Below are 19447 nucleotides of genomic sequence, written 5' to 3'. Positions count from 1 at the left end.
TGTTTGCGGGTGCAAATATACATAATAATGCGTAACTTGCAAACCTAAATCAATATAAAAATACAAAAAAATGACGTTGAATCAGTATGTGCGTGACATTCAGGATTTTCCGAAGCCAGGAATTGTTTTTAAAGATATTACACCATTGCTTGCCAACCCAAAAGCAGTAAAAGAATGCATGGCGCTGCTTATCAATAACCTGCGTGGGCGAAATATAGATGTTGTTGTTGGGGTGGAGAGCCGTGGCTTCTTTTTCGCCACATTACTGGCTTATGAGCTTGGCGCTGGGTTCGTTCCGGTACGCAAGCCTAAAAAGCTACCGTTCGAAACGATATCCGCGTCCTATGAACTGGAATATGGTACCGATACCCTGGAGATACATACCGATGCCATTAAAAATGGTGACAGGGTGCTCATACACGATGATGTGCTTGCTACAGGCGGAACAGCAAAAGCAGTATGTCAACTGGTGGAAAAGCTTGGCGGCGAGATCGTGCAGTGCAATTTTCTGATGGAACTGTCATTCCTCAATGGCAGGGATAAGCTGGCTGGGCATGAGGTATATTCGCCGCTGGTGTATTAGGCCTGTCGTAAATACGTAAAATGCGGCATTATTGACCCAATGCCCTTGTTGTTACCCAATACTTCCAGGCAATAATTGCTTTTTGGAACTTTGTGGCTTTTACAAGGTCCAGTTGTTCCCTGGTATAATTGGGCAACAGCCATTTGTTGAGTTTCGCTAAAAGTTTAAACATGGCAGTTCGTTTTATTACTAAATTACAAAAACTCAGCTTTGTCCAAGTGCCGTTCTGTCATAATAAATTGTTATTTATAGAATTTACTTATACAAAAGAAGGCCGCTGTAAAGCGGCCTCCAATTTAAATATAACTAACCCTAAATATAATTTATGCTTTTTTGTTGAGCTGCTTTCTAGCTTTTTCAAGGTCTTTCCTCGATCTTTCCAATTCCTTGCGCGATTCCTCAATTTCTTTCTTGGCTTTCTCAAGATCTTCTTTAGCGGCTTTTTGCTCTTCGGCGGTCATTTCCCTGTTGCGGAATTTTTCAAATCCCTGCGCTTTCATATCCTCTGCATGTTTTCTCAACTGCTCTATGGTTTCAGAGTCAAACGTACCTGAGAGCTCGAAGTCGCCATCTTTCATTATTCCCATGAATTCCTGCATGTTCGGGAAATCCTCTACCCTTATGTCAAAATCCATCGGCATGTCAAACTCCTGGTTCATCTCCGGTTGCATTTGGAAACTAAATACTTCCGGCCCCATTTTCATTTGGAAAGGCCCACCCGATTTAGTGATGATTTCTACCGCACCGTCTTTGGCTTCTTTACCATATTTCTTTTTAGCCTCTTTGGCTTTCACCATGTTCAGTTCTGCAATTTCCTGTCCAAGGGGAAGTTTTATAGCATCACCTTTTTTCTGTTTTACACCATTGATCACAATAAGCATATCGGTGTCTCCTATCTTCAGGCTGTTAACCGACCAATGACCTTCAGGGACCTTAAGTGGAACAGATGATCTTAATGGCATCTTATCTCCATCCATTCCGTATGAACCTATAATGATCTTGTGTTTTTGCACATGCATGCTGTCGTTAGCGAGATCCTGCAGGTCTCCGTTAGCGTCTATGCGGAAAGCCTGTGCCCTTACAAAGTTATCTTTTCCAATGCTATTGCCAAAAGTGATCACATTACGGCCGGAATTGTTCTTTTCGATCTCGATCGTAAACGGCGCGATAGGCTGGTGGCCTGCAACTTCATAAACCTGCGACTGGCCTTTGTCTTTCACGGTAACTTTAATGGCAGTGATCTCTTTTTCAGGGTTACGCGTTACGTTCTCATACTTCACATCGGCATTATATTCATCCTTAAGGAGTTGTTTGCTTTCTTCGAGTTCGCTATCCTGTGTGTTTTTGTCAATTTGAACGGCAAACTTTACTTTTGCTTCGGGCAATTTTATCAGTTCGATCGCAGGTTGTTTTTCTTGCGCTACAGTTTCTACCTGGAAAAGCAGCATGAATACGGCCAAGAGAGGAAGCACTGCAGCATACTTCCACGAGTTCAGTTTTTTTGATTGTTGCTTGTTTAACATAACGATCCGTTTTTTGATTAATGATTGATAAAAATTATTGGTAAGGTTAATGCAGTCGGGCTGCACTGTTATTTTCAATAGTGTCTTTTGGTACGCCTGTTTATCTTCCATTACCTGTATGGCACCGGCATCGGCAATGAATTCAAGGTTCTGCGAAATGGATCTTTTGTACATCCATACCAGCGGGTTGAACCAAAACACAATGCAGAACAGCTGGCCGATCATCATGTCGATCGAATGCTTCTGGCTGCTGTGTACTTTTTCATGTATTATGATACCCGCAAGCTCTTCCTGCTTTAGCTGTGCCGAGTTGTATACGATGTAATTGAAGAACGAGAACGGCGATCTTGCCTTTTCCGAATCGATCAGCCTGAAGCGGCCATCTTTCATCACGATGTTGCCGCTCAGTATGCGCCTGATGGACAAAAAGTCGAGGACGAACCTGATGCTGAACAGCAGTACCCCCGTAAGGTACATTCCAACTATAACGTCAAACCAGTTAATGCTTATGGCAGCGGCTTCGATAGCGGCTTTCTCTGCCATTTGCTGTTGGTACTGCTTATAGGCTATCAGTTGCTCCAATGTTACTGTGCGGGTGGCGGTTTCGGCCATGGGGACGGGGTCTACCCATATTGTTTTGGTATATACCAAAAGGGGCAGGGCAGCGGCGGTGAACAATCCGGCAAGCAGGAACCAGCGGTTCGAGTTGAAGAAGGTCTCCTTTTTCAATAAAATGTGGTAGGCGAGGTAGAACACGGCTATTAGCCCGCTTGCCTTGGCCATGTAAATGATAAAATTTTCCATATCACTTCCTGTTTTCTATCATGTCAAGTATCTCACGGAGCTCATCGGCGCTGATCTTCTCTTCCTTCGCAAAAAACGATACCATGCTCTTATAAGAGTTGTTAAAATAACTCTCGATCGCGATGTTCATAAAGCCTTTCCTGTATTCTTCCTTGGTCACTACAGGGTAGTACTGGTGGGTGTTGCCGTAAGCGTTATGGCCCACATACTTTTTGTCTTCCAGATTGCGGATAATGGTCGACAGCGTGTTGTAGTGCGGCTTGTCGTCCTTTATTTCCTCCAGCACATCTTTTACGAAAGCTTTCTCCAGCTTCCATAGTATGTGCATGATCTCTTCTTCTTTATTGGTCAGTTTTTGCATGTCCTTGTTTTTGTATAATCCAAAGCTAAAACTATTTTTTTAGTTACACAACTATTTATATAGTTAAATAACTAAATGGTTCGTTATTTATTGTATAGGGTGGATAAAAAATGTGTTTTAAAATACTATTAATGAAAAAGCCGCCCGTTATCTACAGGCGGCTTTTTGACCTTACTTAAATACACTCAGAAAGGTAGCGCGTCTCCAGCCATTCTTTTACGGTCTTATGGCTGCGGCGGTCCAGCGGCACACGGGCAATGATGGCCTCTTCGATCCTCTCGAAGGTAGAGGTAAGCGAATAGTTGTGGGTTGCCATGAACCTGTTAATGAACGACAGCACCTCATAACCCTCTATCCTGTTCAGCGGATGGTCAGGGAAACCTTCCACATTCGTACATTCGCCCTCACTTTTGTTCCAAGTGTAATAAGCATACTTTAGCTCTGATCTGGAAAAATTAGCCATAGGTATAAATGATTTTACGCAGTACAAAGGATGGGATTTTTCGCAAGATGGCTACCACGGTTTTTACCTGTTTTTTTTGCGATCTTAAAAACAGGTAATTTTACGGGTAAGCAAAAAGAGCGAAAGTTAATCTTATGCCAAAATGACGATCTCCCAAAACTACGGAAAGGGATAAGGCGTAATTGCTCCTATAACTTTTAATAAACCAGAACATGAAAATTTCAAAAATTTTATCGACAGCCGTAGTGGCATTTACAATGATGGCAGGAACGGCTTCTTTTGCCCAAAAGACAAAAATGGTAGGTGGTGCCGAAATGTACCCTACCAAAAACATTGTAGAGAACGCCATGAACTCGAAAGACCATACCACACTCGTGGCCGCGGTAAAAGCCGCAGGACTTGTTGAAACATTGCAGGGCAAAGGGCCATTTACTGTTTTTGCGCCAACCAATATGGCGTTTGACAAATTGCCAAATGGAACAGTTGAAACGCTTTTAAAACCTGAAAATAAAAAAATGCTTCAGGGCGTGCTGACCTACCATGTGGTAAGCGGCAAATGGAGCGCTGCCGATGTTATGGCGGCGATAAAAAAAGGTAATGGTACAGCCGAAGTAAAAACCGTACAGGGCGGAAAGCTATGGTTCATGATGGATGGCAAGGACGTATGGGTTAAAGATGAAAAAGGCGGCAAAGCTAAAATAATGATTGCCGATGTAAACCAGTCAAACGGTGTGATCCATGTGATCGATACCGTATTGATGCATAAATAAATGGTGTGGTTTGTTGGTTGAAGCCTTCACGAATAGTGAGGGCTTTTTTTTGTAATAGAGAAAAATTATATTTGCTTGATGAAGTATATTTTTTACATCCTTTACAGGTATTATATTTCAGGAAGGTGGGAATATACGCCTTTCTTTAGAGCTGCATGTTTGTTCGGAGCTATAATATTCCTGAATCTGTTTGCGTTAGCATTTGCGACTGGTGCTCCGAAATATATTGCTGCAAATTATAGTGACAGAAATTTACTTCCAATTATTTGTATTTCAGGTTACATAACAATAATTACAATGCTTTATGTTTTTGTAAAGGAAAAAGATATGTCCAGGCCTGGATACTGCAAGCGTTACAAAGTTAGTCATGGATGGTTTATGCTGTTGTACATTCTTTTTTCTTTTGTTCTTTTTGGAACAGTTGTGATGAGTGAACTGAACCTTAATTTTAAGAAAAATGAATATCCTCAAGATATAATTATATTTGATGAGGTTAAAGAAATTAAGGAATAGCTATGGTTTCTTCTCAGGAAAATATTTTTCATATTCAGGATTCGACTCGCCGTCCCACATAAAGTGTACGCCTGTATCAACTTCCTGGTATTTAAGATCCCGTTTTGTCTTGAATACATTGTCGAAAGCTGTAGCAATGAAAACAGGGTATCCAATTGAAAGTACCGTTACAAGCCAGATAGCAATAACTACAGCTCTGTTTGGTCTCAATGTGAAAATTCGATTTGTCAGGGCTATGAATAATAGCCAGGCGATAAAGTACACTACAAAGTCAAACACCATCTCCATCAGGAAATATTGAGTAGACATAGAAGTATGCCACCCCGAGCAGCGGTAGGGCAGTGGGAAGCCGAAGAGCATGTCATCGGGCCCGTCCTCTACAATTACATACGACCATTTGGTAACGAACACAAATGAGAAGAGGCTAAGCGGCAGGATGAGTTTGAGTAGGAGGTGTTTCATTATTTCCAGATCTTTAATAGTACAATAATGTAGATTACCGAAAGCGCGGCCCAAAATAACAACAGTTCGAAAGTAGTTTCAGGAAAAGTTGATGACTGGGCCAGGTATGCACCTCCAGTTAACATTAATACTACTGCAATGCCGAATGACAATATAAGCCTGCTTGGAGATGCTTTAGTATCGTTGAGTAATATCCCTTGTCCGGTATTGTTACGAGCTGAAAGATCAAGATCCAAGTGTGAAGCCAAAACTTTCAACGTGTAGGTCCGGGCATTTACCTGGCCGTTTTCAATGCGCTGTATGGATCGAAGGCTTATGTTTGTGAGTTCTGATAGCTCTGATTGCGTAAAACCCTTAGCAAGTCGCGTTTCGCGTACTTTATCACCTATATTCTCTTTATTTTCGGTCATGTGTCAAAAGCGTCATTTGAACGCCATTCGCATTTGGCGTGGGGATTAACGATCTCAAAGCTAATAAATTTGCCGCTTAAATCATTACTATGCTAGGAATTGCTCTCGAAATTTTACTCTCTTATTTTATTTTGAAATACTTCAACCATAACTTTGTTGATGCTCTCGGGCTTAAACCCGACAGGAGGAAGTTAATGCAATTAGCGCTGGGTATCATGTTTCCCATTCTGTTTTTTTGCATCTTTAAATTTACCTTGGCGTGGCTTGTTCATAACCCTTACAAAATGAATCCGGGTTATACTATGCAGGATCTTATTGGGGCGGTCGCTTATGTTTTCAGGGCTGTACTCTATGAAGAATTGATCTTTAGGGGGGCGTTGCTGTATCTTCTCATTCAAAAAACAGGAACGAACAGAGCGATGTTGGTTTCATCTGCGGCTTTTGGCATTTACCACTGGTTTGCATGGCAGGCATTCGGGAATCCTGTCCAGATGCTAGTTATTTTCCTGATGACCGGCTCGTGCGGATATATCTTTGCGCTTGCATTTGTACGCACCCGCTCTATGTATCTGCCCTTTGCACTCCATCTGGGTAACAACATCACACAAATGATACTGTTCTCGGGAGATGCTTCCATAGGCGATCAAATGCTGCTGAGAACTTTCACCACAGATCCGGTAGTGCCCCAAGCAATTATTTCGATACCGGTACTTATTATCCATTATACAGGATTTCAACTGCTGGGGTGGTATCTACTAATGAAGGTAAAACCCGATCTTTCATAAAAAAAGCCGCCCCTAGGCAGCTTTATATTAGTATTAGTAGTGATCAGATCAACAAATAATCTATTTTTTAATCTTTATTTCAAACATCTTGTCCCAGTTCTTGCCGGTTACAAAAATGGTCCCGGTCTTAGGGTTATAGGCAATACCGTTCAACACATCTTTGTTAGCATTGGTTACCGCTTTGTCGAGTTGGGTCATGTTCAGCACGCCTTCCACAGCGCCGGTCGCCGGGTCGATGATGGCGATCGCATTTTCCTGGTATACATTTGCGAATATCCTGCCGTTTATCCACTCCAGTTCATTAACCGATTTTACCTTGGTGGCACCAGTGTAAATGTTGATGTAGTCTACTTCCTTCATAGTAGCAGGGTCCAGCTTGTAGATCTTTTCCGATCCGTCGCTCATGTACAGGTACTTAGCATCGTGTGTAAGCCCCCAGCCCTGCACCTGCTTAAAGTAGGTAAAGTCCTTTTCCTTTTTAAAAGTGTCAGGGTTGTAAATAAATCCGGTATTCTCCTTCCATGTAAGCTGGTACACTTTATCGTTAAAAACAGTAACGCCTTCGCCAAAATACCTGCCTTCCAAGTCAATGCGCTTGTACACCTCGCCGGTCTTGTAGTTGGTTTTGCGCAGGCTCGACTTGGCATATTGCCCTGTACCTTCAAACAATGTATCGCGGTAAAACTCAAGCCCCTGTGTGTATGCATTGATATCGTGGGGATACGTGTTTACGATCTCATATTCTACCAAAGCGGTCTTTATGGGAGAAACCACCTCTATACGGGCAGAGTCCTTAACAGCATCTCCTTCAGAATAAGCTACGGTCTTCAACTCATAATAACCGAATTTCTGTCCTTTCAGGTTAAAGTCGAATTTGCTTTCGCCCTTAACGCTGCCAATGCGCTTGTCATTGGCATAAAAAGCTATCGAATCGATCGTTTCTTTTTCCGGGTTGTTTACAGAAAGTGGCACGGTCTCATCACCTGTATACTGTTGTTTCAGGTTCGAGACATTAAAGTTAATTTTTTTTTCTCCTGTACAGGATATTACAGCAGCACCCAACAAAATGACTGCTAATAAGTTATATTTTTTCATGGTCAGATAAATAATGATGCCAATATACAATGAATTTTATTACGTGCCCAAGGCTTGCAAAAATATAAAAAGATTGTATATTTGCAGCGGCAAGTCCTACACGACCAGCTCCTGCAGACTCCTCCAGGGTGGGAACACAGCAAAGGTATGTGGTTGTAGCGGTGCGATGTAGGTCGCTTGCCATTTTTTTCTTTTTTACACAGGTCTCCGCAAGGGGATTTTTTTGTTTATAGCCACTGCATAAAATTTGTTCAATTCGTTAAATTCGTGGCTAAAAATACATTAGTAATAAGAACGTAAACCATGGGCAAAACAATATTCATTACCGGTGCATCATCCGGCATAGGCAAAGCCATAGGCGAATTCCTCCATCAAAAAGGCTATACGGTATATGGTACCAGCCGCAACCCCGAAAAAGTTTCCGGCTCAGTATTCCCCCTTGTGGCGCTCGATGTGCGTAATGCCAACAGCATCAGGTCCGCTGTTGCCGACGTGATCGCTAAAACCGGCCAGATCGATGTTCTCGTCAACAACGCGGGCGTGGGTATTACGGGACCGTTGGAAGAAATTCCCGCAGAAGAAATAAGGAACAATTTTGAGACCAACCTATTTGGCCCGATAGAGGTTATGAAAGCGGTACTGCCGCACATGCGCAACCAAAAGAGCGGATTGATCATTAATGTTACCTCAATTGCCGGATATATGGGGCTGCCATATAGGAGTGTATATTCAGCATCCAAAGGCGCGCTGGAGCTCATCAGTGAGGCATTGCGCATGGAGGTGAAAAGCTTCGGCATTACCATAACTACGGTCGCACCGGGCGACTTTGCCACTAATATTGCCGCCGGACGCTACCATGCGCCAGTTGTTAAAGGCTCGCCGTATGAAACCGTTTATGGCAATACCCTCAACGAAATGAATACGCATGTTGATGCCGGAAGCGACCCGCAGCAAATGGCCGAAGCCGTATATGCGATCATGAAAACGCCCAACCCGAATGTGCATTACAAGGTGGGGGCATTCATGCAAAAGTTCTCGATAGTGCTCAAGAGGGCATTGCCGGATAAAGTCTACGAAAAATTATTGATGAACCATTATAAGTTGTAGTTTTGCACAAAATTTTTCAACACAACTAAATAAATCATATTCCATGAAATTTTTTATTGATACAGCCAACCTTGCCCAGATCAAAGAAGCCCAGGAACTTGGTGTGCTTGACGGTGTAACGACCAATCCTTCGCTTATGGCTAAGGAAGGCATCACAGGAAAGAACAACATCCTTAAGCATTATGTAGACATCTGCAATATTGTGGATGGCGACGTGAGCGCTGAGGTTAATGCCATAGATCACGATGGCATGATCAACGAAGGCGAGGAACTTGCCGACCTGCATGAGCAGATCGTTGTAAAGCTGCCAATGACCAAAGAAGGCCTAAAGGCTGCAAAATATTTCTCGGATAAAGGCATCAAAACTAACGTAACGCTGGTTTTCTCTGCGGGCCAGGCATTGCTTGCCGCAAAAGCAGGAGCAACCTATGTATCGCCGTTCATTGGCCGCCTGGATGACGTTTCTACCGATGGCCTTGCGCTTATAGAGGAGATCCGTATGATCTATGATAACTACGGTTATGAAACCCAGATCCTTGCCGCATCTGTACGTCACACAATGCATATAGTGAATTGTGCCAAGATCGGTGCCGATGTAATGACAGGCCCGCTTTCAGCAATCACAGGATTGTTAAAGCACCCACTTACAGATATTGGCCTTGCGCAATTCATCGCTGATTTCGAGAAAGGCAACAAATAAAATTTAGTCCCATAAAACCCTGAATGGGTTATACAAAATAGCCCTATGCATTGCATGGGGCTATTTGCGTTTTGTAAAACTTATACTATCTGCATGGATCATTCAATGATCATTTCTTTGAGCTTGGCGCGATACGCTTCTAATACTTTAGCTTTGGAAATGAATCCGTAATATTTGTTGTCTTTCAGCACAGGTAGGTGATCAAAATGTGCCGCTTCAAACTTTTCCATGATCATCTCCATCGAATCCTCAAGCGATACGACCTCTTTTGGGTCTGCCATCATTTCGGCAAGCGTGGTATATTTTATCTGGAACGTATTGAAAACGATATGCCTGTTCTTGTCAAAATCGATGATCCCCAGCAGCCTGTTCTTCTCGTCGGTCACTGCAAAGATCGATTGGTGCGTGGTAGACAGCAGCCCGATAAGGTCTTCCGTTCGTTGGGTGGGTTTAAGTGTTAGTAATTCGGTCTCCACTACGGCAAGTATATCAATTCCCGAAAGGATATTCTTGTCTTTATCGGTAGTAAAGACCTGCCCTTTGGCTGCAAGGTGCTTTACATCCATAGAATGTTTTTCAAACTGTTTGGATACGGCAAAGCTGATAGATGATACGATCATCAGCGGCACCATGAGGTTGTAGCCTCCTGTGATCTCCCCGATAAGGAAGATGGCTGTAAGCGGTGCATGGAACAATCCGCTTAGTATCCCCGCCATACCTACAATGGTAAAATTGCCAATGGGAACATTGTCTACTCCCACCAGGCTTAAAAATTTACCTACAAAATAGCCCAGGTACGACCCCACAAAGAGCGACGGTGCAAAGTTACCGCCATTGCCCCCCGCCGAAAGCGTTAGGCCTGTTGCAAAAGCCTTTAGCATCATGGTAATGCCAACAAATAGCAAAACTACCCAGCCGTTGTCCTTCAGGCTCTCGAGGAGTGTGTTTTCAAGCAGGACCCCTGCATTGGAATTCGATAATGTTTTAATGCTTTCATACCCTTCACCAAAAAGGGTCGGTAGAAGGAATATCAGCAAAGCAAGTGGAATTGCGCCATACAGTGCTTTTCGGTAGCCTGAGATCTTGAGACGTGCAAAATGGGCTTCGATCTTTTGAAAAGTGCGCGCGTGGTATAGCGATACGAAGCCTGCCAGTATACCCAAAATAATGTAATACGGAATATTATGGTAATCGAAAACCTGCTGTTGTTTGAAGGAAAGCAATACTTCCTCATTCAGCAGTACTGTCGAGATAAGTGCACCGGTAGCCGCCGAAATGATAATGGGGATGAATGCCGTTATGGTCACATCGGTCAGTACCACCTCTATGGCAAATAGTACACCCGCGATCGGCGCGTTGAACGCTGCACCAATACCCGCCGCTACTCCGCAAGCCAAAAGCAGTATCCTGTCTTTTTGGGAAAGCTTGTATTTCTGGGCAAAGTTCGATCCGAAAGCTGCACCTGTAATAGTGATCGGCGACTCAAGTCCCGCCGAGCCACCAAGGCCTACCGTAAGCGAGCTCGTAATGATCTGCGCGTACATTTGCGCCCTCGGCATGATGCCTCCTTTCTTGGCAACAGCGTATAGTATACGCGAACTGCCCTTCTCGATCTTATTATCAAGCACTTTTTTGATGACGAGCACTGTGAGCAAAATACCGACAACAGGAAGTATACTGTTGATGTAGGGCAGTTTGAGGTAGCCATTTACATAAGTAGCTAAAAGGAATACGTTATGGGCAAAGGCCTTTAGCACGATCACTGCCAACGATGTGGAAATTGCCACTAGTACGCACGAAAGGTAAATGAAATGCCTTTCGGATAGCAGGCCTTTCAGGATGAAAAGCAGGGATTCGAGACGGCGAAGCTGTTGCCTGAAAAATAACCGTATCTTGGATAAGGCGCGACTGGGCATGTAGTAAGGATAGGATTTCGGGTTAAAAATGCTAATTTACTCCATTTATAAAAATTTTCGCCTGCTTTATATATTTTTTAAAGCTTCGCGGGTGCTCAACGGTTTCAGGTTGGCGGTCCGAACAAAAATTTTTACAGTTTCCGGATCCGTTTTGCCATATTCGCGCAATGCCCACCCGATCGCTTTTTGTATGAAAAATTCCTTCGAATGCCTGTGTTTTTCGCATTCGCTAAAAAGCAGTGCGGCATTAGTATCTTTTTTATAGCCCAGTTGAAAGATGATCGCTGCCCGGTTGAGCCACATATTGTCCGATGCCGAAAAGCGCTCAATTACCGTATATATTACTTCAGGGAACTGCTGAAGGTAGCCGCCTAACAAGTATTTAGATATCGTGTCGACGCTGTCCCACCACGAATGTGTTACCAGCAGCTTTTCGATCAGGTCAATATCCTGCTTTAGGAATTTCTTTTTCAACTCCTTCATCAATATCTCGATGGCGCTGTAGTGGTATTCGCGTTCCTTTTTGCTGTAAAGCTCAAAAGCGATCTCACGGGCATTAGCCTTAACCTCTTCCTTATGCTTTTCCACGGCAGCTTTATGCAACGACCGTCGCAATTCTGTTTTAATGCCATAGAACGGAAAATTGTTTTTCATGTAATTTTCCATTGGACCGGCTTTTTCGGGCGATGCGTTCTCATTGTACTATCTGGTAAGGTCTTCCGTGAAGTTCATTTTGCTAAATTTATATTCCTTTTTTAAATTTGTTTCATAACGGAAACTAATGAAGCTGTTTTTCGTCAAAAATAGTTGTTACGATCGCATCTCAGTTTTGCTTATATCTTCATTTTGTGTGGGAATGCTGCCTCCCATATACTGTCCCAACGCATCCTCCAGCTTTTTCTTTATGCGCCTTTGCAGATTGTGTGGTGAAAGTACCTTAAGGCCTTCACCAAAGCCAAGGAGTAGCCTTTCGAATTCGTAATTCCTTTTCAGGTGAAGTGAAACGATCACGCTGCCATCGTCATTTTGTTTTTCCAGCACTTGTGACGGATGGAAAGGCTTGGTCAGTACATAAGGTGCATTGTGACAGTCTATCCAAAGCTCTACCTTCTGGGTCGGCACTCCCTGGTTTACAGTGATGCCCACCACATCCTTGTAAAATGCTTCGGCATTAAAATCTTCATCTAAATAAGGTGTCCGGAAATCGAAGTCAATGGCGATGATCCTGTCCAGCGCGAGGTTGGATACATTGCGTGCTCTTATCTTCCGGCCTATCAGGAACCACCGGTTGTTGAACTCCTTTAGGATAAAAGGCGTGAAACTGAACTTGTTTTCGACGGTTGAGGTAAACGATTTGTAGGTAATAACCACTATTACTTTCTTCACAATGGCCTGGTAGAGCGTATCGAGAAAGTGCAGGCCTTTCAGCCCCTCATTTTTTTCGAGGTAAATAACAGGGCGTGTATGCGATTTTTCGGCGTAGATCTTATCCTCAAGGCGCTGGAGAATGTCGGACACATCGCTGAAAAGCGAAAAGTCCTTGAACTGCTTGAGCATCGAAACTGTTTCGGTAAGTACGTTGATATCCGTTTCTGTGAGCGGGATGTCTGTGATAGAATAATCGTCATCATCATACTTGTAGTACTTTTTATCATAGACAACTATAGGCGCATTATAGCCAAGCTTTTCGCTTCGCATCAATTGAATGTCGAGTTGCGTGGTGCGTCTGCTCACGGGGTTTTCCTTGCCTTCGTACTCAAATAAAGCATCAGAACAGGCATCCATGAGGTCTTCCAAAGTCCATTGACGGTAGCGGTTTTGCAGGCATTTGTCGATGGCTTTATAGCGGATGAGGGCATTTTTGTTTTGTGCCATTTGGAGGGATTTTGACCAAAATTTAATTTTAACCACATAAATACATAGGATTTAAACTGGTATATGATTATAAAGCAGTTGTAATTAAGCATAGTGAAGCGAAGCATCAGGCTCTGTGTCATTTACTGAAACTTTATATCCATGCTGACAGCTATGTACCTATGTGGTTAAAAATAAATTTGGTGGTTAATTTTTCAAAAATAAAATTTCTTTTTTACTACGCAAAATAATTGCGCAGTTGGGTTTGCATCTTTGTACTATCAAAAAGAAACAACCATGAGTACAATGATCAACGGAAGCGACCTGTTAGCAATAGGTTATTCAGAAGGAAAGATCTTAGGCCTTGCATTAAGGATCAACCGCGGAAGGAACGGCTACAACCGCGAGCAGATGATGCAGCATTATGCAGCGATACTTGCCAACCCGGAAAGCTATATTGACGACCGCGTGTTCGGGAAGCTGGCAGCGTTAATGATAGAGAAAGCCAATGAAAAGCATGAAGATCTTATCGCATTAAATGAAAATCCTGCAGCATTTTCAGCGTATGGCCTTAGCCATATTGAAGAAGGCGCCCTTAAGCAGATGAGGACTGCGATGCAGCTGCCTGTTACGGTTGCTGGCGCGTTGATGCCCGATGCCCACCAGGGATACGGCCTGCCGATCGGCGGTGTGCTGGCTACCCGAAACGCGATCATTCCGTATGGTGTGGGTGTGGACATAGGGTGCAGGATGGCATTATCTGTATATGATATATCAGAAAATCATTTTTACCAGAACCACGATATTTTTAAAAGGGAACTGATGGAGCATACCAAGTTTGGTGCGGGCCATGGATTCAGCGGACAATATAAATCTGAGCACGCCGTACTTGACAGCAGGGATTTTGATACCAACCCGTTAACCAAAAGCCTCAAAGACAAAGCCTGGTCGCAACTGGGTTCATCAGGTGGGGGTAACCACTTCGTGGAGTTCGGTATCCTTGAGTTCGAACAGGACGATAAAGCGCTAAACATCCCGAAAGGGAAGTACGTGGCCTTGCTGACACACTCGGGTTCGAGGGGATTTGGCGCTACCATTGCCGGCCATTATACCAAAATGGCAAAGGCAGTTTGTAAACTACCGGATGTCGCCAGTAACCTTGCGTACCTTCACATGGCATCGGAACTCGGGCAGGAATACTGGATCGCGATGAAACTTGCAGGCGATTATGCTTCGGCGTGCCACGAGGTGATCCATAACAAGCTGCAAAGGTCGCTGGGCGCTACCGTGCTTGCCAAAGTAGAGAACCACCATAACTTCGCATGGAAAGAAATGCATAATGGGGAGGAAGTGATCGTACACCGTAAAGGCGCGACACCGGCAGGTAAGGGCGTGATGGGTATTATTCCGGGCAGCATGACGGCGCCGGGATTCCTGGTGAGGGGTAAGGGTGAGGAGAATGCGATCAACTCGGCATCGCATGGCGCGGGAAGGCAGATGAGCCGTACCCAGGCGGAGAAAACCATTACCAAAATGCAGATGCACGACATACTGGCCGACCACGGCGTAACACTGATAGGCGCGGGCCTGGACGAAGCACCGATGGCCTACAAGGACATTAATGTGGTAATGGCCTCGCAGCAGGAACTGGTGGATGTGGTGGCGAAATTCACCCCGAAGATGGTGAGAATGGCGGATGACGGGAGCCGGGAGGATTGATTTGAAGACCTCACCCCCGGCCCCCTCTCTTTGGAGAGGGGCTGGGGGTGAGGTCTAACCGGCACGAGTGTTACGCCTTGTCACCCTCCCCTTTGGGGAGGGCCGGGGAGGGGACTAACCGGCAGGAGTGTAGCTGCTCCCCCTCTCCTTTGGAGAGGGGGCCGGGGGGTGAGGTCTATAACGGTTAGTTCAAAAAAACCTCGTCAATTAAAATATTTTCCTACTTTTGCACCACAATGAGAAATAATTCTATACATACTAGCCTGTCTTTTGGACAAATAAGTGATCGCAAAGACGGATTTCTTCCGGCCATGCGTTACGGATGCGGCATGTATTGTAGGATCTTGGAGCAGAATTTATAGTCCCAACTTACAATAATTACATGAAAGCGTCCTGATTACAGGGCGCTTTTTTTGTTTTAAGGCTTATGAACAGAAGGAAAACGATAACAAACGAAAAAAAACTAAAAAATAAACGACCACAATGTTTAATGCATAAATGCGATAGCGAAATATAACATTGGAAAGTAATTGGATGAGAGACAGTCAATTGATGCCAACCGGGAAATCTGCAGGAATGCGGACAGGATTTGTTTTGCCTGAAATTAAAATATAAGTATTTGAAAATCAATAAATTAATTCAAAATTTATTTGCATGGTAAAAATATTTGACATTATCTTTGCCACAGAAAATCAGGAGATACTGATTAGCATTTTAATCATAAATAAAAGCAACAATGCGTCATTATAAAAACATACTCAACCTAAACGACTTTAGCCTGGACGGGCATAAAGGATTTGGAAAGCCGGGCTTCGACCCGGACAAAATAAGCAGGTGCAAACACACGTGACATAGGATAACCATATCTTATAGCATTATGAAGCACCTTATAACGGGTGCTTTTTTTATGCCCAAAAATTACTGATCTCGTAGCTTAACCAGGTAGAGCAACGTGCTTTTAACACGAAGGTTGCAGGTTCAACTCCTGCCGGGATCACTCAGTTCTGTAGAAAGGGACAAGGCCCATTGGGGTAATGGCTATCCTTCCCAACTGTCTCTTGGGAGATACGGGTTCAATTCCCGTATGGGCCGCACATGGTACTTTTAGTTTAAGTGGTAAGATCCCAGATCGTGGTTCCGGAGTTCGTGGGTTCGATTCCCCCGAAAGCACCCAAATTTATTGGATCCGGGAAGATAACGGTGGCTGTTTGCCTGCTTTGGATGCAGGAGGTCGCAGGTTCGAATCCTGCTTCCCGGACAAGATGGAAGTACGCCAAAACTGGCGCGCTGGGGCAGACTGTAAATTTTGCCAGAATTAATTTAACCACAAAGGTACATAGTTTTTGATGGATGGCTATAGTGTGTAACTGAGTGACACAGAGCCTGAAGCTTCGCTTCACTATGTTTATCTATATTGACTTAGAATGAATTAAATACTATGAAGCCTATGTTTCTATGTGGTTAAATAAATTATTGGACAGTTATTAAAATCTGTTGTAGTTGGTAAGAAAGTTCTAATCTTTCTGCTTACACAAATCGCAGGAGTGGCGGAATGGCAGACGCGGCTGATTCAGGGTCAGTATTTTGGGAGTTCGACTCTCCCTTCCTGTACAAAAGGAACAGTGGTGTACAAGGTGTTGCACGCTTGTTTGAAGCACAAGAGGCATCCGTTCGATCCGGGTCTGTTCCACTACATTGAAGTTTAATTTTAAAAATGAGTAACCATGAGACAGGACATTTTAAAACGATTTTTGACCAATACCGATGAAACAGGGCGCTTCCTGATGAAGTCGCGCTACACGGGCATCATCTATTTTGTTGAGCCTATCTACAACGGCAAAACCCCGGAATGGGGCGATGTAGACCCGGCGACGAAGAAACTTACGGGCAACTACGGCTCCAAATATACGGGTGCGGTCACGAAGAAAGAGTCTCTGATAACCGAAGATAACGGCTTTACCAACATAGGCTATTTCAAAGGCAGTCCCTTTGGGGCGATAGAGATGCGGGACCGGGAGCACCAGAAAAGGATGGGGCTTTTGTAAGGAAGGTCGAAAATCTTTGGACATTATTTTAACCACATAGATACATAGCTTTAGTTGATGGAAAAAAGGTGTGTTTGAGTTACACACAGTTGAAGCTTAGCTTCACTATATATGCCAAGGTTAAGGAAGGCTATACATCCTATGTTACTATGTGGTAAAATTAATTTTTCATTTATAAATTAATTTTTTTTACTGCGCAAAATAGTTGCGCAGATGGGTTGAAATCTTTGTAGTGTAACATAATCAATGATGAGGACTATTTATGTTTATTGTAAAAAATGCAATGTACAAGTGGCAGGCCCCTTAGTGGAAATTCCGGAAGAAAGCCTGAGACTTGGTGACAGGCAGGATGCTTTGGCAGTGGGAAGATTTTCACTTTTTACTGACACACCTATCGCTTCTCAATTGATAATTTCCTTAAAAGAAGGGGAATTGGCAAACCATCCTGACAAGAAAAAATTTCAGGGATGTTGCGGAAGTGGGGGCACGGACGCCCTGAACAAGTTGTGCAGTAACGGCCACGAAGTAGCCACGGAGTTCTCAGATTGCTACATGCCGCATTACACAGCTTTTGATACGGACAAAATAACCGTGAAAGAGAAGATAAGCGATCACGATTTTAGAACGATCGTGATCTGAAAATATCAGGCAGGTCTCGTTGGGTGTTTCAATACAGCACTATTGCAGGATGCTTTGCCCGAAAGGGTATGCGGCGTTCCTGTCCAGCCTGGCCTGAGGTTTCGGGAGTTTTCCAAAAACGCCCACCATAGGATCTATGGGTCGTGGGTTCGAGTCCCACTCACATATTACGATGTGATAGCTCAGTTTGGTTAGAGCAATGGATGGAAAGACAGGTTCGATTCCTGCACCGGTGACCCCGGTCTGACAGCGGTTGTCAAACAGACTTTTGATCTGTCGGAGCAGCATTAACTCCTTAAAGAATGCGCTTTGGAAAATGATGTTGCGGTTGTCGGCTAAACACCTCAGGTATGAGGCACTTTTGGATGGGCCAGCAAAAACAGCCGGTATTTTTGGCGAAAGCCATGGCTAAAGGCAGAAGGGGAGCGGGTACGCCTGCTCTGCCGTAATGCCAAACGCAATGGCCGGGACGAAAGTCAGGTTGTTTTTCCGCCCGTTTGGGAGGATAGCCGCAGCTTGTTTTCCTTTTAAAATAATGTCCAATTAAAAAATACAGGAATAATGGTTATAAAAATACTTATCAAAGCATACCAGGCAGGGCTGGTATTTAAAAACAGGAAATTGATCGAAGTGTTGCAGGAAGGCGACTACTGGATCTGGGGCAATAAAGATGTCCTGGTGTATGACATGGCGTTGCCTTTTACACCTTCCATCGAACTTAACGTGCTGCTGCAGAATGAAGAGCTTGCGGCAATGCTCGAAGTGATCGAAGTAGCCGACAACGAGATCGTGCTACAGTTCGTGAACGGAAACTTCAGGGAGGTGCTCACGCCGGGGCGTTACGCTTTCTGGAAAGGTTTCGTCACGTATGACTTTGTGAAGGCCGACTTGTCTAAACCCGACATCACAGAGGGCATTGCCGTGGCACATCTAGAAAACGTTAGGGTAAGGCCATATGTAAGGAAATTTCAGGTGCAGGCATTCGAAAAAGCATTGCTGTACGTAAACGGTGTATTTGCGAAAGAGTTAGGCGCCGGTACACATTACTTTTGGAACAACTCTGTCTCTGTTGAGGTAAAGGCCGTTGATATGAGGCAGCAGCAGCTGGAAATTTCCGGACAGGAATTGCTGACCAAAGACAAGGCGGCAGTGCGTATAAACTTCTTTGTGAGGTACAGGGTTACCGACATTGTGAAGGCGTTGGAGGATAACAAGGACTTCGACAAGCAGTTGTATGTAGTGATGCAGCTTGCACTAAGGGCTTTTACCGGCGGATATACGCTCGACGAATTGCTTGGCAGGAAGGATGCCGTAGCACAGGAGATCCTGGCGCATGCCGAAGGAAAGATCGAAAATCTTGGCATTGCGGTTTCTGATGCGGGCATCAGGGACATCATCCTGCCGGGCGACATGAAGGAGATCATGAACCAGGTGCTTGTAGCCGAAAAGAAAGCACAGGCCAACAGCATCATGAGGCGTGAAGAGACTGCAGCGACCCGTAGCCTCCTTAACACAGCGAAGCTGATGGAGGAGAACGAAATGCTGTGGAAATTGAAAGAGATGGAATATGTTGAAAAGATCGCTGACAGGATAGGTGAAATTACCGTATCCGGCGGCGGAAATATCGTAGGCCAGCTTAAGGAACTATTTTTTAAATAATTAAGGGGCTATCCTGAATTGAACATTATTTTGTCATTT

The 19447-nt window shown here is 44.1% G+C and carries 19 protein-coding genes, 5 tRNA genes, 1 other RNA gene and 1 pseudogene; 16 read left to right on the top strand and 10 right to left on the bottom strand.

Features of this window, described 5'->3' with window-relative positions:
- Positions 1-70: 70 nt before the first annotated feature.
- Positions 71-583: an adenine phosphoribosyltransferase gene (locus ACT6R0_RS06615; RefSeq protein ID WP_444652288.1), complete on the top strand. Its 513-nt coding sequence runs from the start codon at positions 71-73 to the stop codon at positions 581-583.
- 28 nt (positions 584-611) lie between these two features.
- On the opposite strand, the gene ACT6R0_RS06610 is transcribed toward ACT6R0_RS06615, so the two are convergent.
- The 4 genes from ACT6R0_RS06610 to ACT6R0_RS06595 all read right to left on the bottom strand — a co-directional run bounded on the left by ACT6R0_RS06610 (position 612) and on the right by ACT6R0_RS06595 (position 3734).
- A complete protein-coding gene (locus tag ACT6R0_RS06610) occupies positions 612-755 on the bottom strand; it encodes an SsrA-binding protein (RefSeq protein ID WP_444652287.1) in 144 nt (47 codons plus the stop codon).
- 151 nt (positions 756-906) lie between these two features.
- Positions 907-2910, bottom strand: coding sequence for a M56 family metallopeptidase (locus ACT6R0_RS06605; RefSeq protein ID WP_444652286.1), 2004 nt, complete (start codon positions 2908-2910; stop codon positions 907-909).
- Between the two features lies 1 nt (position 2911).
- Positions 2912-3271 carry a BlaI/MecI/CopY family transcriptional regulator gene (locus tag ACT6R0_RS06600; protein ID WP_444652285.1) on the bottom strand — a complete coding sequence of 120 codons (360 nt, stop codon included), beginning with the start codon at positions 3269-3271 and terminating at the stop codon, positions 2912-2914.
- Positions 3272-3446: 175 nt separating this feature from the next.
- On the bottom strand, positions 3447-3734 hold the full coding sequence (locus ACT6R0_RS06595) for a hypothetical protein (protein WP_444652284.1): 288 nt from the start codon (positions 3732-3734) through the stop codon (positions 3447-3449).
- A gap of 212 nt (positions 3735-3946) precedes the next feature.
- On the opposite strand from ACT6R0_RS06595, the gene ACT6R0_RS06590 reads away from it, so the two are divergent.
- Positions 3947-4504, top strand: a complete 558-nt coding sequence (locus ACT6R0_RS06590) for a fasciclin domain-containing protein (protein ID WP_444652283.1) — start codon at positions 3947-3949, stop codon at positions 4502-4504.
- 78 nt (positions 4505-4582) lie between these two features.
- Entirely contained in the window at positions 4583-5017 is a 435-nt protein-coding gene (locus ACT6R0_RS06585; RefSeq protein ID WP_444652282.1) for a hypothetical protein, read from the top strand.
- Here ACT6R0_RS06585 and ACT6R0_RS06580 read toward each other — a convergent pair whose 3' ends face one another.
- Together ACT6R0_RS06580 and ACT6R0_RS06575 are read right to left on the bottom strand one after the other, a co-directional pair.
- The gene (locus ACT6R0_RS06580; protein WP_444652281.1) at positions 5018-5479 is read right to left on the bottom strand and encodes a hypothetical protein; all 462 of its coding nucleotides are present in this window, start codon (positions 5477-5479) and stop codon (positions 5018-5020) included.
- Positions 5479-5889 (bottom strand): helix-turn-helix domain-containing protein, encoded by a 411-nt coding sequence (locus ACT6R0_RS06575; protein WP_444652280.1) that lies wholly within the window; start codon positions 5887-5889, stop codon positions 5479-5481. Before ACT6R0_RS06575 ends, ACT6R0_RS06580 begins: the two co-directional genes overlap by 1 nt.
- A gap of 89 nt (positions 5890-5978) precedes the next feature.
- Here ACT6R0_RS06575 and ACT6R0_RS06570 point away from each other — a divergent pair, with 89 nt between their 5' ends.
- Positions 5979-6674, top strand: coding sequence for a lysostaphin resistance A-like protein (locus ACT6R0_RS06570; protein WP_444652279.1), 696 nt, complete (start codon positions 5979-5981; stop codon positions 6672-6674).
- Between the two features lie 60 nt (positions 6675-6734).
- Here ACT6R0_RS06570 and ACT6R0_RS06565 read toward each other — a convergent pair whose 3' ends face one another.
- Positions 6735-7769 carry a glutaminyl-peptide cyclotransferase gene (locus ACT6R0_RS06565; RefSeq protein ID WP_444652278.1) on the bottom strand — a complete coding sequence of 345 codons (1035 nt, stop codon included), beginning with the start codon at positions 7767-7769 and terminating at the stop codon, positions 6735-6737.
- 87 nt (positions 7770-7856) lie between these two features.
- On the opposite strand from ACT6R0_RS06565, the gene ffs reads away from it, so the two are divergent.
- From ffs to fsa, 3 genes are all read left to right on the top strand, one after another.
- Positions 7857-7954, top strand: an RNA gene (ffs, locus tag ACT6R0_RS06560) — signal recognition particle sRNA small type.
- Positions 7955-8072: 118 nt separating this feature from the next.
- Complete coding sequence (locus ACT6R0_RS06555) at positions 8073-8876, top strand: SDR family oxidoreductase (RefSeq protein WP_444652277.1); 804 nt, start codon at positions 8073-8075, stop codon at positions 8874-8876.
- A 43-nt stretch (positions 8877-8919) separates the two neighbouring features.
- On the top strand, positions 8920-9576 hold the full coding sequence (gene fsa / locus ACT6R0_RS06550) for a fructose-6-phosphate aldolase (RefSeq protein WP_444652276.1): 657 nt from the start codon (positions 8920-8922) through the stop codon (positions 9574-9576).
- A 98-nt stretch (positions 9577-9674) separates the two neighbouring features.
- Here fsa and ACT6R0_RS06545 read toward each other — a convergent pair whose 3' ends face one another.
- The 3 genes and pseudogenes from ACT6R0_RS06545 to ACT6R0_RS06535 all read right to left on the bottom strand — a co-directional run bounded on the left by ACT6R0_RS06545 (position 9675) and on the right by ACT6R0_RS06535 (position 13367).
- Positions 9675-11492: a chloride channel protein gene (locus ACT6R0_RS06545; protein WP_444652275.1), complete on the bottom strand. Its 1818-nt coding sequence runs from the start codon at positions 11490-11492 to the stop codon at positions 9675-9677.
- Between the two features lie 66 nt (positions 11493-11558).
- Positions 11559-12176, bottom strand: a pseudogene (locus tag ACT6R0_RS06540) (DNA alkylation repair protein); the annotation flags it as partial.
- A gap of 126 nt (positions 12177-12302) precedes the next feature.
- Positions 12303-13367 carry a helix-turn-helix transcriptional regulator gene (locus tag ACT6R0_RS06535; protein ID WP_444652274.1) on the bottom strand — a complete coding sequence of 355 codons (1065 nt, stop codon included), beginning with the start codon at positions 13365-13367 and terminating at the stop codon, positions 12303-12305.
- Between the two features lie 276 nt (positions 13368-13643).
- On the opposite strand from ACT6R0_RS06535, the gene ACT6R0_RS06530 reads away from it, so the two are divergent.
- From ACT6R0_RS06530 to ACT6R0_RS06490, 9 genes are all read left to right on the top strand, one after another.
- The gene (locus tag ACT6R0_RS06530; RefSeq protein ID WP_444652273.1) at positions 13644-15065 is read left to right on the top strand and encodes an RtcB family protein; all 1422 of its coding nucleotides are present in this window, start codon (positions 13644-13646) and stop codon (positions 15063-15065) included.
- A gap of 923 nt (positions 15066-15988) precedes the next feature.
- Positions 15989-16062: transfer RNA gene (locus ACT6R0_RS06525), tRNA-Lys, on the top strand.
- 23 nt (positions 16063-16085) lie between these two features.
- Positions 16086-16157 (top strand) — tRNA-Asp (locus tag ACT6R0_RS06520).
- 94 nt (positions 16158-16251) lie between these two features.
- Positions 16252-16323, top strand: a tRNA-Pro gene (locus tag ACT6R0_RS06515).
- 280 nt (positions 16324-16603) lie between these two features.
- Positions 16604-16676, top strand: a tRNA-Leu gene (locus ACT6R0_RS06510).
- Between the two features lie 5 nt (positions 16677-16681).
- A tRNA-Phe gene (locus ACT6R0_RS06505) sits at positions 16682-16755 on the top strand.
- A gap of 34 nt (positions 16756-16789) precedes the next feature.
- The gene (locus tag ACT6R0_RS06500; protein WP_444652272.1) at positions 16790-17110 is read left to right on the top strand and encodes a hypothetical protein; all 321 of its coding nucleotides are present in this window, start codon (positions 16790-16792) and stop codon (positions 17108-17110) included.
- Positions 17111-17401: 291 nt separating this feature from the next.
- Entirely contained in the window at positions 17402-17749 is a 348-nt protein-coding gene (locus tag ACT6R0_RS06495; protein ID WP_444652271.1) for a hypothetical protein, read from the top strand.
- 561 nt (positions 17750-18310) lie between these two features.
- Entirely contained in the window at positions 18311-19408 is a 1098-nt protein-coding gene (locus tag ACT6R0_RS06490) for a slipin family protein (RefSeq protein ID WP_444652270.1), read from the top strand.
- The last annotated feature ends 39 nt before the right edge of the window (positions 19409-19447 follow it).

Source organism: Flavobacterium sp. (assembly GCF_052437795.1).
GTDB lineage: Bacteria > Bacteroidota > Bacteroidia > Flavobacteriales > Flavobacteriaceae > Flavobacterium.
The sequence above is the reverse complement of the archived record's forward strand: the minus strand, read 5'-3'. Positions and strand labels throughout refer to the sequence as shown.

Coding starts and splice junctions, on each gene's coding strand:
- ACT6R0_RS06615 (WP_444652288.1), top strand. CDS start 71: ATGACGTTGAATCAGTATGTGCGTGACATTCAGGATTTTCCGAAGCCA.
- ACT6R0_RS06610 (WP_444652287.1), bottom strand. CDS start 755: ATGTTTAAACTTTTAGCGAAACTCAACAAATGGCTGTTGCCCAATTAT.
- ACT6R0_RS06605 (WP_444652286.1), bottom strand. CDS start 2,910: ATGGAAAATTTTATCATTTACATGGCCAAGGCAAGCGGGCTAATAGCC.
- ACT6R0_RS06600 (WP_444652285.1), bottom strand. CDS start 3,271: ATGCAAAAACTGACCAATAAAGAAGAAGAGATCATGCACATACTATGG.
- ACT6R0_RS06595 (WP_444652284.1), bottom strand. CDS start 3,734: ATGGCTAATTTTTCCAGATCAGAGCTAAAGTATGCTTATTACACTTGG.
- ACT6R0_RS06590 (WP_444652283.1), top strand. CDS start 3,947: ATGAAAATTTCAAAAATTTTATCGACAGCCGTAGTGGCATTTACAATG.
- ACT6R0_RS06585 (WP_444652282.1), top strand. CDS start 4,583: ATGAAGTATATTTTTTACATCCTTTACAGGTATTATATTTCAGGAAGG.
- ACT6R0_RS06580 (WP_444652281.1), bottom strand. CDS start 5,479: ATGAAACACCTCCTACTCAAACTCATCCTGCCGCTTAGCCTCTTCTCA.
- ACT6R0_RS06575 (WP_444652280.1), bottom strand. CDS start 5,889: ATGACCGAAAATAAAGAGAATATAGGTGATAAAGTACGCGAAACGCGA.
- ACT6R0_RS06570 (WP_444652279.1), top strand. CDS start 5,979: ATGCTAGGAATTGCTCTCGAAATTTTACTCTCTTATTTTATTTTGAAA.
- ACT6R0_RS06565 (WP_444652278.1), bottom strand. CDS start 7,769: ATGAAAAAATATAACTTATTAGCAGTCATTTTGTTGGGTGCTGCTGTA.
- ACT6R0_RS06555 (WP_444652277.1), top strand. CDS start 8,073: ATGGGCAAAACAATATTCATTACCGGTGCATCATCCGGCATAGGCAAA.
- fsa (WP_444652276.1), top strand. CDS start 8,920: ATGAAATTTTTTATTGATACAGCCAACCTTGCCCAGATCAAAGAAGCC.
- ACT6R0_RS06545 (WP_444652275.1), bottom strand. CDS start 11,492: ATGCCCAGTCGCGCCTTATCCAAGATACGGTTATTTTTCAGGCAACAG.
- ACT6R0_RS06535 (WP_444652274.1), bottom strand. CDS start 13,367: ATGGCACAAAACAAAAATGCCCTCATCCGCTATAAAGCCATCGACAAA.
- ACT6R0_RS06530 (WP_444652273.1), top strand. CDS start 13,644: ATGAGTACAATGATCAACGGAAGCGACCTGTTAGCAATAGGTTATTCA.
- ACT6R0_RS06500 (WP_444652272.1), top strand. CDS start 16,790: ATGAGACAGGACATTTTAAAACGATTTTTGACCAATACCGATGAAACA.
- ACT6R0_RS06490 (WP_444652270.1), top strand. CDS start 18,311: ATGGTTATAAAAATACTTATCAAAGCATACCAGGCAGGGCTGGTATTT.